The following is a 13,666-nucleotide window of genomic DNA, read 5'->3' on the forward strand; positions in this document are numbered from 1 at the left end:
ACAGGTAAAAGGCATGGATTCCCGCCTGCGCGGGAATCCATGCCTTTTTTGCGAGATCAGGTCAGGATGTGATTCGCGAATCAGCCAACGCTGACCAGTTCGATCTCAAAGGTCAGGGCGAATCCGGCCAGGGGGTGGTTGGCGTCCAGGGTCGCCTCGTCGTCATCGACATCGACGATGAGGGCCGGAAGTTCGTTGCCGTCGGGGGAGCGCAGCACAAGCTGTTCGCCGACGGTGGGGACAATTTCCGGGGGGAAGGACGCCTTGGGGACGCGGATGACCATTTCTTCATTGTGCGGGCCGTAGGCCTCTTCCTCCGGGATGGTCACGGTCACGCTCTGGCCGGGCTCAAGGTCGACGATGGCTTTTTCAAAGCCGGGGATGACCATATCCTGGCCAAGAGTGATTTCCAGGGGTTCACGTTCCCGGGAGGAGTCGAACTGGGTGCCGTCGTCGAGCGTGCCCGTGTAATGAACCAGTACTTTGGTTCCTGCTACAAGTGTCATGATGCGTCCTGTGGATGAAGGTTGTTGTTTTTATTTGGTCCGCTCGAGTTCCGCAAGCCAGGTTTCAAGCGTGTTCGGCTCTCCTGGTTTGTGGTCGTCGGGGTAGAGCAGGGCGGACATGTAAAAGACGCTGCCGATGTCCAGGCTGCGTCTGGCGCTCTGGGAAAACATGTCAAGCTTGTGTTCGATCATGGGGCGGCGTTCCAGGCCCAGCGCATCCAGAAAAGGGGCCGCGTTCGCGGACAGATTGGCCAGCAGTTCCGCCTTGCGATGCATGGCCTCGCGATATCCGGCGTCGTCGGCCGCGTTGTGCAGCAGGTCGTGCGCCGTGTTTTCGATGTCCCGCACTTGCCGGATCTGATCACGCAGAAAATTAAGAAAATCGGTCATGGGAGCCTCCGAAATCTTGCAGACAGGGTTCAAGACGGGTGTCCAGGGGAAAAATGATGCCCTCGCCGCGCGCGGTGTAATAGGAGCGCTGCTTGCGCTGGAATCTGCGCACCTGGCCCAGGTTCATGCTGCCGATGGGGTCGCACTCCAGCACCGGCGAGCGTTGGGGATTTTGGAGCAGATTCATGACCATATCCCGGGCGTAGTCGATGGCTTCGGTGATGAACGCCTCCTTGCGGGCAAAGGGCAGAAGGCCCCGGAACATGCGCAGGGAGCGTTTGTAGGATTTCTCTTCCACCAGGTGCAAACTCTGGCGGAAGATGCGTTTTTTGATGGAGAAAGGCAACTTTTTCTGCCCCATGGTCAGGACCAGGGAATTGTCGGCCTCGGGGTGCGGGATGCAAAAGATGCGCGAGGCCTGTTTGCGGGGCCATTCGACCTGCAGGTCGGCCAGCATTTCCACGTAGGTATGGGCGAATTTGCCGCGACCGGCGGAGAATCCGAGCATGTTCGGGACCAGATAGTTGTGCGCAATGACATCGGCAGCCAGGTGGGACAGGTATCCGTAGGCGTAGGCCTGGGCCTGGGTGTCCTCGGCCTGGCGCAACAGAGACCTGCCCGTGTCCCAGTTATGGGAATGGGTCGGGGTGAACGTGCTGCCCTTGCCGATGAAAATGTCGGCCGACAGGCATCCGTACAGGAACTGCTCGGGATGCGCCGTCAGCACGGCTGCAACTGCCGGGGCGAGAAGGTGCAGGTGGGTCAGGACATGGTTGCCGATGGCCATGTGCACCCCCGGTCCCCAGGCAAACGCCTCGCCGGGGAGCAGAAGCAGAAGAAAAAACGCCAAAAATAAAACCATGGATCGCCAGCTGCGCCTAGTTTTTTTCCCGTGTGGTATGGAACGTTATGTCCGGCCACTGCTCCATGATGTACTCAAGTCTCCAGGAGCTGTCGGCCAGCAGGGCCAGGTTGCCTTCGGAGTCCGTGGCCAGGGACGAATAGAGCTCTTTCTGGAAACGTTCGAACAGAGCCTTGTCGTCCGATTGCACCCATCTCGCCGCCGACAGGTTGACCGGCGTGTAGATGGCGTCCACGGCATATTCATCTTTAAGGCGTGAAATGATCACGTCAAACTGCAACACGCCTACCGCGCCCAGGATATATTCATTGCCGAGCATGGGGCGAAACACCTGCACCGCGCCTTCTTCGGCGAGCTGCTGGAGGCCCTTTTGCAGCTGCTTGGTCTTGAGCGGGCTCTTTAAGATGACCTTGCGGAAATGTTCGGGCGCGAAGCTCGGGATGCCCGTGAACTTGAGCTCTTCCTTCAGGCTGAAAGTGTCGCCGATCTTGATGGTTCCGTGGTTGTGCAGGCCGATGATGTCGCCGGCGAAGGCTTCTTCCACGCCCGTGCGGTCCTGGGCCATGAAGATGGTGGCGTTTGAGATCTGCACGTCCTTGCCGATGCGGTGGTGGCGGATCTTCATGCCTTTTTCGTATTTCCCCGAGCAGATGCGCATGAAGGCGATGCGGTCGCGGTGCGCCTTGTCCATGTTCGCCTGGATCTTGAAGACCACGCCCGAGAATTCTTCCTCGAAAGGCGAAACCTCGCGGGTCAGGGTCGCCCGCGGGCGCGGGCAGGGGGCCAGCTCCACGAAGGTGTCCAGCATTTCCTGCACGCCGAAGTTGTTGATGGCGCTGCCGAAGAAGACCGGGGTCTGGGTTCCGGCCAGATAGCGCTCCACGGAAAAGGGGGTGCCCGCGCCTTCGAGCAGTTCCAGGTCGCGGCGCAGATCCTGCGCTGCGAGGCCAAGCATCTCATCGAGCTTGGGGTCGTTCACGTCGTCGATGACCACGCCCTGCTGGATGCGCCCGCCGTGGGTGGCGGAAAAAAGATGGATCTTTTTCTTGTAGATGGAATATGTGCCCTTGAAGCCTTTGCCCATGCCGATGGGCCAGCTCAAGGGGGCGCATTCGATACCCAGATGGTCCTCGATGTCGGCCAGCAGGTCGAGCGGGTCCAGGCCGTCGCGGTCGAGCTTGTTGATGAAGGTCATGATGGGCGTGTTGCGCATGCGGCAGACGTCCATGAGCTTCTTGGTCTGGGCCTCGACGCCTTTGGCGCTGTCGATGACCAGGAGGGCGGAGTCCACGGCGGTCAGAACCCGGTAGGTGTCTTCGGAAAAGTCTTCATGGCCGGGCGTGTCCAAGAGGTTCACGTCGTAGCCGCTGTATTCGAACTTCATGACCGAGGTGGTCACGGAGATGCCGCGCTCCTGCTCCATTTTCATCCAGTCCGAGGTCGCGTGGCGCGTGGCCTTGCGCGATTTGACCGTGCCGGCCATGGTGATGGCTCCGCCGAAAAGAAGCAGTTTTTCGGTCAGGGTCGTCTTGCCCGCGTCGGGATGACTGATGATGCCGAACGTGCGGCGTTTTTCCACATTCTGTCGTATTTCTCTTGCCAGTGCGCTCATATCCTCTCCAAATGCTGTGTAACCCTCGCTTAAGGGCCTAGGAGGCAGTAGGCGCGATCATGGGAACAGTCAAGGAAGCCACCACGGCGTTCAAATTGGTGAAAATGCGGTTGCACCCTTGACCCCGTCTGATGCTCTGGTATGGTTTAAGAAAATAATTTTTGACCATTCAACCAGTTATGGAGGTGTTCAATGCAGTATTCAGAGAAAGATCTGCCCGTTCGGGTCCACGATGGCGAGCTGCTTGTTTTGGATGACGGGAACGAGGTGCGCTGGGAAAGCAACGGCGAGGCCAAGGCGGTTTTCATTGGAAGCAGCTTCGACGCGACGATGGAGCTTTTTCCCAACCAGACCGAGACAGTGAATATCGGCGGCAAGCAATTTGTACTGACCGCTTTTTTCGAGGATGCCCTGGAGGTCAAGAAAGCCTGATTTTTTGAGTGTCGCCGGGATGCCGGGATCTGCGAATTCTTGAGTCGCGGCGCAGACCACGCGCCTTGCCTGAGTGTTTTGACCCAAGCCTCCGCGCCGCAGGTGTCTGTGTGGGGGCTTTTTGCATGGCGATTCACCGCAAAAAGAGTATCTGGTCGGGACCGCTTTTTGAGCGGATCGCGATGCGGGAGAATTCATTTCCGGTTTTTCGCAGTGGTTGGGAGTGGACGGCCGGGTTGTGGTTGGCATAGATGCCACGCAACGAAAGGAGAAACCCCTATGGTCCGGTACAAATGCTTTATTGTAATGATTCTTGTCTTATGGGCCGGTATCGCATGGGCAGCGGAGCCCCCGGCTGCAAGCCTGACGAACATCCAGCGCGCCATCGACGGCAACGACCATGCCTTGCTTGAAAAATACATCGATCTGCGCGGCATCATCGCACGCGGGGTGGACCAGTTTGTTGCCGATTATGCGGCCAATCCTCCGGGAGGCGAGGGCGATCCGCTCATGGAGATGCTATCGGGAGGCCTGGCTGGTGAGTCCGGCTCGGCGGCGGCCCAGTCCATGAAGATGATGCTTGTGGAGGAAACCAGGAAGTTCGTGATTCGGGGCGTGGCTTCCGGGGATTTTTCCGGAAAGCCGTCAAAGGAGGCGGCGTTGCCCGACGGCGGGCTGTTTGCGGTCCTCTTCGCCGACGCGTCCACGGCCCGCAAGGAGCTGCGCGGCGTGCGCGTCAGCCCGGTCAAAGGCGACGCGGCCACGGCCCAAGCCACCGTGTACGATCATGGCAGCGAACGGAATTACCCGGTGCAGCTTGATCTCAAGCTGCAGCCCGAAGGGTACTGGAAGGTCACGGATGTGAAAAACATGGCCGACCTCATCCGCCGGGTGAGAAAAGAAGCCGAGGAACGCTAGCGAAGTTGGCGTCTGCGCGTTTTTTCGGTGTATGGAATTTGAATCCGCATGAAGCCCCGCTTGTCGGGGCTTCATGCTTCCTGCGGCACGGGCAGGGGGCGGCGCAAGTCGGCCAGCTTGATGGCCGCCACGCCCGAAAGGAGCAGCGCGCTACCCAGGAGCTGGACAGGGGTCAGGGTTTCACCCAGGAGCATGAAGGCTAAAACGGCGGTGAAGAGCGGTTCCAGGGAAACGATGATATTGGCCACGCTGGCATCCAGCAGGGCCAGACTGACATTGTAGAATCCGTACCCGCCCACGGTGGGGATGGCCCCCAGCAGGATCATCACGGTCCAGCCCTCCACGCTGTCACCGAGCCAGAACATGTCTTTGGGCGTCACGGCCGAGCCGGGAAGCCATCCTCCGGTAAGATTGGCCAAGAAGAGGAACACCCCGGCGAAGGCGAAGATGTACAGGAGGGTGGTCCAGGGTGAGATGCCCCGCTCCGAGCTCAACCGGCCCATCAGGCTGTAGGCCGTATAGCACAGACCCGTCAGCAGGCCCGCAACTACGCCCAGAAGATTGCTCTGCCAGGCCGAGGAGTTCAGCGCCCCGGAAATGAGCGCGCATCCGCACAGGCAAAGGATGATGGCTCCGAACTTGAACGCCCCCAGGCTCTCTCCCAAAAATTTCCAGCCCAGGATGGCGGTGTAGGCCACTGAGCAGTAGACCATGACCGTGGCCACGGCCGCTCCGTTCTGCGCCACCGAGATGGCCCAGAACCCGTTGAATCCGGCCAGCATCATTCCAAAAATGGCCAGAAAGGGGAGTTGGACCTTTTCGATGCGCAGCAGTTTGCGGTTGAAAAGAAGCATGAAGGGCACAAGGGTCGCGACCACGATGATGTTGCGCCAGCAGGCCAGGACGAGCGGCGGCATGTCGAAGTTGACGACCAAGTGGCGAATGAAGATCGAAGTCGTGGACAGGAACACGGCGCTGGCGAGGGCGGCGCTGTAGCCTTGAGCGGAACGGGACATGGCCATGGAGTTCTCCTTCTTGTGCTGGACGTGAAGGTGATCTAGGGTGAAATTGGCCCCGTGATAAGGGCCAATTTTACATGAAATCGGCTAGTCCAATTATGACTGGAGGCTGCATGCGCCTGGCACTGGATTCTGATTCCTCCGAGCCCGTTTACGCCCAGATCAGTGGCCATTTCCGCCACAGCATCCTGTCCGACAACCTGCGGCCCGGGGTCCGGTTGCCTGCGGTCCGCGTCCTGGCCGCGAATCTGGGCGTGAGCCGGGGCACGGTGGAGAGCGCCTACGCCGAACTTCTGGCCGAGGGGCTGATCACTTCCCGGCAGGGCAGCGGCTTTTATGTGCTGCCCCATGCACCGGGCGAAACCGGCGGTTTCCCCCGCGCCGGTGGGTGGCCCGCCTGGCAGGACCGTCTGCGCTATGGCGGCTTCGAGGCCATGAGCGCCTATCTGCCGGAGGTCAGCCGCCAAACGGACTGGATCGCCCTGGACGGCGGGGCCTGCGATCCGCGCCTTTTTCCCATGGACGAGTTCAGAAGGCTTCTGGGGCAGGTCATGCGCCGGGACGGGGCGGCGGCCGTGGAGTACGGGGAGATCGCCGGATTCGGGCCCCTGCGCGCCACCCTGGCCCAGGTTCTGGCCAGCCAGGGCATCCAGACCGGGCCCGGCAATATTCTGATCACCGCCGGGTCCCAGCAGGCCCTTTCCCTGGTTGCCGGACTGATCCTGCCGCCCGGATCAAGCGTGGTCGTGGAGCGTCCGACCTATGCCGGGGCCCTGGACGTGTTCCGCTCCCGGAACCTGCGCATTCACACCGTGGGCCTGGACGAGGACGGCCTGGACGTGGACGAGCTGGAAGGGATTCTGCGCCGCCATAAGCCCGGGCTCATCTATACCATACCCAATTTTCACAACCCCACGGGCGCCTGCCTCAGCGGTCAGCGCCGCAGGCAGCTGATCAGTCTGGCCGGACGCTTCGACGTGCCGGTCCTGGAAGACGATTATGTCGGCGACATCCGCTACGAGGGACATGTCCAGCCGACGCTCAAGTCTCTCGATCCGGACGGGCGGGTCATCTACATGAGCACCTTTTCCAAGATGCTCATCCCCGGCCTGCGCGTGGGTTTCGTGGTCGCCGACGGCCCGGTCTACGCCCATCTGCTGCGTTCCAAACGCTGCCACGATCTGGCCACCTGCAACCTGATCCAGCGGGCGCTCAAGGATTACGTGTCCGTGGGTCGCTATGCCGCCCACCTGCAACGCTCCTGCACCCTCTACCGCCGTCGTCGGGACGCCATGCTCGCGGCCCTGGAGCGGCACATGCCGTCCGGTACACGTTGGACGCGGCCCAAGGGAGGGCTTTTCGTGTGGGTCAATCTGCCGGAAGGAACGAAGGCCTCCGACCTGCTGCCCAAGGCCTGCGGGAAAGGCGTGATTTTCGCGCCGGGGGGAAATTTCCATCTCGATCCCGCCCAGGGCGAAGGGTTCATGCGGCTCAATTTCGCCTCCAACAGCGAGGAGATCATCGAAGAGGGGATCAGGAGGCTGGGGAGGGCGATGGGGGGCAGGGCGGACACGTTGGGCAGGGCGGACACGTTGGGCAGGGCGGACACGTTGGGCAGGGCGGACACGTTGGGCAGGGCGGACACGTTGGGCAGGGCGGACACGTAGGTCCGCCCCTACGGCGTGATGGATCGTAGGGGCGGACCTACGTGTCCGCCCTGCGTGTCTACGTGTCTGCGTGTCCGCCCAACGTGTCCGCCCTGCCCATTTCCTACACATCGCCACGAATAAACGGGCCGCCGGCGATATGGTTGTATCTGTATTTTTTTCGTTGCGTCAGACTGTCCCTGGCAGAATTTGTCGTGATGCGTCATGATTCCTGCTTGGAGGACTGATGCCGTACAATCCAAAAATCCATCGTCGACGTTCCATTCGGTTGCCGAATTATGATTATTCCCGGTCTGGTGCGTATTTTGTGACCATATGCGTGCAGGGCAGATCATGTCTGTTTGGCCATGTGGTGGACGGTGAAATGCTGTTGAACGATGCGGGTGTGATGGTGAATCGTTGGTATAATGAATTGATGCGTAAATTTGATGACATTGCCTGCGACGCCTGGGTGTGCATGCCGAACCATGTCCATTTAATCGTCATCAATACAGGCCACGCCTGTCCGCATAATGATTCCGTAGGGGCGGACCTACGTGTCCGCCCTGCCTTACACGCCCGCCCAGATATGGGCGAACATGTGGTTGCGCCTGAAATGGGCGGACACATAGGTCCGCCCCTACGGAATGAACATGTGGATTTGCGTGGGGTAGGCGGGCATGTGGTTATGGCGGAAATGGGCGAACACGTAGGTTCGCCCCTACGTTGTGTGGTGCAATGGTTTAAAACGATGTCGACCAATGAATATATTCGGGGCGTGAAACAACACGGGTGGCAACCGTTTGCCGGTCGATTGTGGCAACGCAATTATTGGGAACACATCGTGCGCGATGAACCGGAATTGAACCGCATCCGGGAATACATCGCCACCAATCCTGTGCGATGGGAAATGGATCGATTGCATCCGGGCCAGGGATTGCGGGAAACATCGGCCATGTATGGGGTTGGCCATCCGGCGGATGATGCGGATTGGATGATATGATGCATCGTAGGGGCGGACCTGCGTGTCCGCCCTTCTTCTTCGCGACGCATCGCCTATGACAGGGCAGGCGTGTACGGCAGGGCGGACACGTAGGTCCGCCCCTACGATCTGTTGTTTTTGGCGATGCCGACGATCCGCCGCATCTGGCGGCAGAGGCCCATGAGCAGGTTGTATTCGTTCAGGCGCGGGTTGATGCGGTTGAAGAAACGCTTCAGCGGCAGCATGAAGTATTCCGGGTTGTCCTTGTTGAGGAAGTCGATCTCGATCAGGGTTTCGCGCAGCTGGTTGAAGAGGACTTCCCGCTCCTCGCTGCTGATGTAGCGATCCTTGGGCTGGCCCGCCACCTTGAAGGGTTTGGCCAGGGATTTCTTGAAGCACTCGTAAAGCACGACCATGACCGCCTGACTCAGGTTCAGCGAGGTCAGGTTGTCGGTGGTGGGGATGGTCAGGAGCTGGTTGCAGAGGTCTGTTTCCTCGTTGGTCAGCCCCTTGTCCTCGGGGCCGAAGACGATGGCGACCTTGGCGCCGGCATTGCTCTGCTCGATGATGCGCGGGGCGGCCTCCTCCGGCGTCTGGATGCCCTGGCGCCAGCCCCCGGTCCTGGCCGTGGTGCCGTAGGCGAAGGAATAGGGCGCCAGAGCTTCGGCCAGGGTCCCATGGATGCGGATGTTCTCCAAGAGGTGCCCGGCGTGGTGGGTGGCCAGGGGCAGGGCCTTGCCCTGGTCCCAATTCCATGGCTCCACCAGCACGATCTGGCCGCAGCCCATGTTCAGGCAGGCTCTGGCCACGGAGCCGATGTTCTCGGGGTACTTGGGGCGGAAGAGGATGACGTCGATGTTCTCAAGCATGTTCATCAAATCCAAAGGTTGGGGCCGTTCAAAACCCGTTGCGGCCAGGCGCGCTTGTGCCCGGCACGGGTAAGCCGATTTTGAAGGGTGCTCCATGAGCCCTTCAAAATCGGGGAACAACGCGGTCCAGAGCGGGTTTTGGGCGGCCTTCTAGACGTTGAAAAGGAAGTGGACCACATCCCCGTCTTTGAGGACGTACTCCTTGCCTTCCACCCGCAGCACTCCGGCGGCCCGGCATTTGGCTTCGGTGCCGTGCTTGACGTAGTCGTCATAGGCGATGACCTCGGCCCGGATGAAGCCGCGTTCGAAATCCGTATGGATCACGCCCGCGCCCTGGGGGGCCTTGCAGCCTTGGTGAATGGTCCAGGCGCGCACTTCCTTGGGTCCGGCGGTGAAGTAGGAGCACAGGCCGAGCATTTCGTAGCCGGTGCGGATGATCAGGTCCAGGCCCGATTCGTGCACACCGTAGGAGGACAGGAATTCCTGGGCTTCCTCCGGGGTCAGACCGACCAGCTCTTCCTCGATGCGGGCGGAAATCTTGACGCTGCGGGCGCCTCTGGCTGCGGCCAGTTCCCGGACCTGTTTGACGAAATCGTTGTCCTCGCCAAGGCCCGCCTCGTCCACGTTCATGCCGAAGATGACCGGCTTGAAGGTGATCAGCAGCAGGTCCTTGCGCAGCTCCTGGCCCAGGTCGCTTTTGAGCTCATCGAGTTCCGAGGCCGGTTTGCCTGTGTTCAGGTGGGCCGTGAGCCTTTGCAGCAGGTCCAGCTGGGGAGCGAGGCGCTTGTCGCCCCTGATCTGCTTGGACAGGCGCTCGGCCTTGCGCTCCACGGCCTGCAGATCGGCCAGGATCAGCTCCGTATCGATGACCTCGATGTCGCGGATGGGGTTCACGGACCCGTCCACATGGATGACATCGTCGTTCTCGAAGCAGCGCACTACGTGCAGGATGGCGTCGCATTCGCGGATGTTGGCCAGAAACTGGTTCCCGAGGCCCTCGCCCTGGCTCGCGCCCTTGACCAACCCGGCGATGTCGATGAAGTCCACCGTGGCCTGGATGATCTTCTGTGAATTCACCAGTTCGACGAGTTTGGCCAGACGCGGGTCCGGCACCGGCACCACGGCCTTGTTGGGCTCGATGGTGCAGAAGGGGTAGTTGGCGCTTTCGGCATTCTGGGCCTTGGTCAGCGCGTTGAAAAGAGTGGATTTGCCCACATTGGGCAGGCCCACGATGCCTATGCTCAGTCCCATGCTATCTCCTTCATTTCATTTCCTTGCTCAAACATCGTGCATCGCGGCGGACATTGCGCAGGCAAGGTGCGGTAGGCCGTTTTGCAATCGAGAGCGAGCGTTGACAGGAATTGGAATGGAATGTTTATGATTTGCTCAGGCGTCGGATGGTCCGGGCGCGAGGTGGCGAAGCCATAATATGATAGGCGGCGGGACGCAAGGCGCGGTTTTTTTGGGTTCAGCAGGGGTTTTGAGGGTTGTGGAAGGCAGGTTGTGCTCCTGTTTAGGCTTGTCGGTCAGATTTGAGGATAAAAAAGGAGGAGCCGGTGTGATGATGATCTTCGCGCCTCACCTCATCGAAGAATTTGAGCTTTGCCGCGAAGGGGTATAAGCCGCCCGTATCACGAATCGCGAGGGGGATTTTATGAATGAATACCGCATTAACCCATGCTGCCAGAGCTTAAGTTCCTTCAAGGTCATGGACGTACTGGAGCGGGCCTGTGCGCTGGAGAAACAGGGCCGGGACATCGTGCATCTGCAGATCGGCGAGCCCGATTTCGACACGCCCGAGTGCGTCAAGGACGCCGCCTGCAAGGCCATCCGCGACGGCCGCTGCCAATATACCCATTCCCTGGGCATCATCGAACTGCGCGAGGCCATTTGCGCGAATTATCACGCCAAATACGGGGTGGAGGTCCATCCGGATCAGGTGCTTGTCACTGCGGGCACCTCGCCATCCATGCTGATGGTTTTTTCTCTTTTGCTCCAGCCCGGCGACCGGGTGCTGCTGTCGGACCCGAGCTATGCCTGTTATCCCAATTTCATCCGCTTCACCGGCGCGGTGGCAGATTTCGTGCCCGTGCGCGAGGAGGACGGATTCCAGTTCCGCGTGGACCAGGTCAAGGAGCGCATGGGCGAGGACGTGCGCGGCATCCTGGTCAATTCGCCTTCCAACCCCACGGGCACCCTGGTCAGCCCCGAGGTCTACTGCGGCCTGGCCGAACTGGGCGTGCCGCTCTTCTCCGATGAGATCTACCACGGGCTTGTCTATGAGGGAGAGGAGCGCACCGCCCTTGAATTCACGGACAACTGCTTTGTCTTCAACGGGTTCTCCAAGCTCTACGCCATGACCGGCTGGCGGCTCGGCTATGTCATCGCGCCCAAGGGGTACATGAAGCGCCTGCAGACCATGCAGCAGAACTTTTTCCTGTGCACCAGCTCCATTGCCCAGTGGGCCGGGGTGGCCGCCCTGACCCAGGCCGGTCCGGATGTCGAGCGCATGAAAGCCATCTACGACCAGCGCCGCAAGCACATGATCGGCAGGCTGCGCGAGCTTGGCTTCGGCATCACGGTCGAGCCCACGGGCGCCTTCTACGTGTTCGCCAACGCCAGGAAATACACGAATGATTCCATGCAGTTCACCTTCGATCTGCTGGAGAAGGCCGGAGTCGGCGTGGCGCCGGGCGTGGATTTCGGGCCGGGAGGGGAGGGCTACATCCGTTTCTCCTACGCCAACTCCATCGAGAAGATCGAAGAGGGCATGCGCCGGCTTGAAAAATATCTGGGAGGCCTCAAATGAACATGGTCGAAGTGGCCCTGAATCAGCCCTGCTGCTCCGGATGTTTGGCCTGCGTGGAGCTGGCCCCGGAGTATTTTGCCTATGACGAGGCCGCGCATGTGGCCATGATTCTGCAAAATCCCTGCGAGGAAGACCTGGCCCGCAAGGTCGTGGCCTACTGTCCGGACGACTGCATCGAGATCATCTAATAGGAATTGACGTAAATACGCAACCAAGGCGCTCCGTTCGGGGCGCTTTCTTGTTTTATGGGCATGGCGCAACCGCTTCCACCTTGACTGTCTCACCCTTCATCTTATCAAGAATTGTTCTTTTTTTTCATTTACACCGGAGGCAGTCATGACCGCCATTTCCACCGATACCCTGGCCAACATCCTGTTCCGCCTGCAATGGGAAGAGCATGGGGTGCGCCACGAAGATAGTTTTTATGCCCAGAACGTGAACCTGTGGCGGGATGTTTTTCCTGCCGGGCTTGAGAAGGAGATTCTGGGGATGAAGGCGGGAGAGTCCCGCCAGATCGACCTTGAGCCCGGCGCGCATGTGCCGGTGCGCGACATGCGAAAAGTCATGACCGTGACGCGCAAGGCCTTCAAGGTTGCGGCCGGTCAGCCCGTCATTGTCCCGATTCAGGGGCGTTTTTACCCTCAGGGAATGCTGCGCGGAGTGCCCGGCATCTACCCGCAAAACATTCAGCCCTTTCGCGTCATCAACATGGACGAGGAGACGCTGACCGTTGATCTCAATCATCCCATGGCCGATCTTGAGTCCAGGCTCGAGATTGATCCGCTCGCGGTCTGGCCCAAGACGGCGGAGTTTGGAGGGCAATGTCAGGACTGGATCTGTGCCCTGGCCGATGGGCCGGGGCTCAAGCGCAGGGACAGGAAGGGCACGGATTTTGGACTGGGCGCACCCCTGGACAAGCCGCTTGGGGTGAACGACGCCGCGTTTTACGCCACTCCGCGCAAGGTCGCCCATGTGGACAGCCAGGCGCGTGAGAACATCGCCAAAGTCTATGCACGCCTATTGCCCGGCAGGAAACGGGTACTGGACCTCATGGCCGGCTGGCAGTCGCATCTTCCGGACGGCGTCACGGCCACGGGCCTGGGTATGAACGCGGAGGAGATGAGCGAGAATCCTGCTCTGTCGTCCCATGTGGTGCATGATCTGAACGCCGAACCGGCGCTGCCTTTCGCGGACCGCGCTTTCGACGCCGTGATCTGCAGCCTGTCCGTGGAATACCTGACCCGGCCTCTGGATGTTTTCCGCGAGATCGCGCGGGTGCTGGAACCCGGCGGGTTGTGCGTCATGGTCTTTTCGCACCGCTGGTTTCCGGATCAGGCCGTGCGCATCTGGACCGAACTGCACGAGTTCGAGCGGGCCGGGCTGGTCACGGAATATTTCCGAGAGAGCGGGCTTTTCAAGGATTTGTCCACATTGTCGGAGCGCGGCTGGCCCAGACCCATGGACGCAAGGGACCGCTACTATCCCATGATCCAGCATTCGGATCCGGTGCATGCGGTCTGGGGTCTGACGACGTGATGGTCGCTTCCATGAGCATATGACAAAGAATGGCCGCAACCCCCTTGAGGGGCGCGGCCATTCTCTTTGCGTGCCGGGTATTCCG

14 protein-coding genes are annotated in these 13,666 nt (G+C 60.3%); 7 read left to right on the plus strand and 7 right to left on the minus strand.

The genetic code is table 11. The features are described 5' to 3' along the window. Positions 1–80: 80 nt before the first annotated feature. From DBAC_RS02235 to DBAC_RS02250, 4 genes are read right to left on the minus strand one after another with little or no spacing between them, the layout of a single operon-like run. Positions 81–506, minus strand: coding sequence for an FKBP-type peptidyl-prolyl cis-trans isomerase (locus tag DBAC_RS02235; protein WP_012805642.1), 426 nt, complete (start codon positions 504–506; stop codon positions 81–83). A gap of 30 nt (positions 507–536) precedes the next feature. Next, on the minus strand, positions 537–896 hold the full coding sequence (locus DBAC_RS02240; protein WP_012805643.1) for a hypothetical protein: 360 nt from the start codon (positions 894–896) through the stop codon (positions 537–539). After that, the gene (locus tag DBAC_RS02245; protein ID WP_012805644.1) at positions 880–1,758 is read right to left on the minus strand and encodes a zinc dependent phospholipase C family protein; all 879 of its coding nucleotides are present in this window, start codon (positions 1,756–1,758) and stop codon (positions 880–882) included. Before DBAC_RS02245 ends, DBAC_RS02240 begins: the two co-directional genes overlap by 17 nt. Before the next feature lie 16 nt (positions 1,759–1,774). Beyond that, positions 1,775–3,370, minus strand: coding sequence for a peptide chain release factor 3 (locus tag DBAC_RS02250; RefSeq protein ID WP_012805645.1), 1,596 nt, complete (start codon positions 3,368–3,370; stop codon positions 1,775–1,777). 192 nt (positions 3,371–3,562) lie between these two features. On the opposite strand from DBAC_RS02250, the gene DBAC_RS02255 reads away from it, so the two are divergent. Together DBAC_RS02255 and DBAC_RS02260 are read left to right on the plus strand one after the other, a co-directional pair. Then, the gene (locus DBAC_RS02255) at positions 3,563–3,802 is read left to right on the plus strand and encodes a hypothetical protein (protein ID WP_012805646.1); all 240 of its coding nucleotides are present in this window, start codon (positions 3,563–3,565) and stop codon (positions 3,800–3,802) included. 306 nt (positions 3,803–4,108) lie between these two features. Further along, the gene (locus tag DBAC_RS02260) at positions 4,109–4,720 is read left to right on the plus strand and encodes a hypothetical protein (protein WP_143890754.1); all 612 of its coding nucleotides are present in this window, start codon (positions 4,109–4,111) and stop codon (positions 4,718–4,720) included. Between the two features lie 71 nt (positions 4,721–4,791). On the opposite strand, the gene DBAC_RS02265 is transcribed toward DBAC_RS02260, so the two are convergent. Beyond that, entirely contained in the window at positions 4,792–5,742 is a 951-nt protein-coding gene (locus DBAC_RS02265; RefSeq protein WP_012805648.1) for a DMT family transporter, read from the minus strand. 110 nt (positions 5,743–5,852) lie between these two features. Here DBAC_RS02265 and pdxR point away from each other — a divergent pair, with 110 nt between their 5' ends. Both pdxR and DBAC_RS02275 read left to right on the plus strand, forming a co-directional pair. Further along, positions 5,853–7,406 carry a MocR-like pyridoxine biosynthesis transcription factor PdxR gene (gene pdxR, locus DBAC_RS02270; RefSeq protein ID WP_012805649.1) on the plus strand — a complete coding sequence of 518 codons (1,554 nt, stop codon included), beginning with the start codon at positions 5,853–5,855 and terminating at the stop codon, positions 7,404–7,406. A 226-nt stretch (positions 7,407–7,632) separates the two neighbouring features. Continuing rightward, positions 7,633–8,388, plus strand: a complete 756-nt coding sequence (locus DBAC_RS02275; RefSeq protein WP_012805650.1) for a transposase — start codon at positions 7,633–7,635, stop codon at positions 8,386–8,388. Positions 8,389–8,489: 101 nt separating this feature from the next. On the opposite strand, the gene DBAC_RS02280 is transcribed toward DBAC_RS02275, so the two are convergent. Further along, entirely contained in the window at positions 8,490–9,236 is a 747-nt protein-coding gene (locus DBAC_RS02280) for an RNA methyltransferase (protein WP_012805651.1), read from the minus strand. A 150-nt stretch (positions 9,237–9,386) separates the two neighbouring features. Next, positions 9,387–10,487, minus strand: a complete 1,101-nt coding sequence (gene ychF / locus DBAC_RS02285; RefSeq protein WP_012805652.1) for a redox-regulated ATPase YchF — start codon at positions 10,485–10,487, stop codon at positions 9,387–9,389. Positions 10,488–10,890: 403 nt separating this feature from the next. On the opposite strand from ychF, the gene DBAC_RS02295 reads away from it, so the two are divergent. The 3 genes from DBAC_RS02295 to DBAC_RS02305 all read left to right on the plus strand — a co-directional run bounded on the left by DBAC_RS02295 (position 10,891) and on the right by DBAC_RS02305 (position 13,581). Further along, positions 10,891–12,045 (plus strand): pyridoxal phosphate-dependent aminotransferase, encoded by a 1,155-nt coding sequence (locus DBAC_RS02295; RefSeq protein ID WP_012805653.1) that lies wholly within the window; start codon positions 10,891–10,893, stop codon positions 12,043–12,045. Beyond that, positions 12,042–12,233: a ferredoxin gene (locus DBAC_RS02300; RefSeq protein ID WP_012805654.1), complete on the plus strand. Its 192-nt coding sequence runs from the start codon at positions 12,042–12,044 to the stop codon at positions 12,231–12,233. Before DBAC_RS02295 ends, DBAC_RS02300 begins: the two co-directional genes overlap by 4 nt. 148 nt (positions 12,234–12,381) lie before the next feature. After that, positions 12,382–13,581 (plus strand): methyltransferase domain-containing protein, encoded by a 1,200-nt coding sequence (locus DBAC_RS02305; RefSeq protein WP_012805655.1) that lies wholly within the window; start codon positions 12,382–12,384, stop codon positions 13,579–13,581. Positions 13,582–13,666 lie beyond the last annotated feature (85 nt).

It is taken from the genome of Desulfomicrobium baculatum DSM 4028, assembly GCF_000023225.1.
GTDB lineage: Bacteria > Desulfobacterota > Desulfovibrionia > Desulfovibrionales > Desulfomicrobiaceae > Desulfomicrobium > Desulfomicrobium baculatum.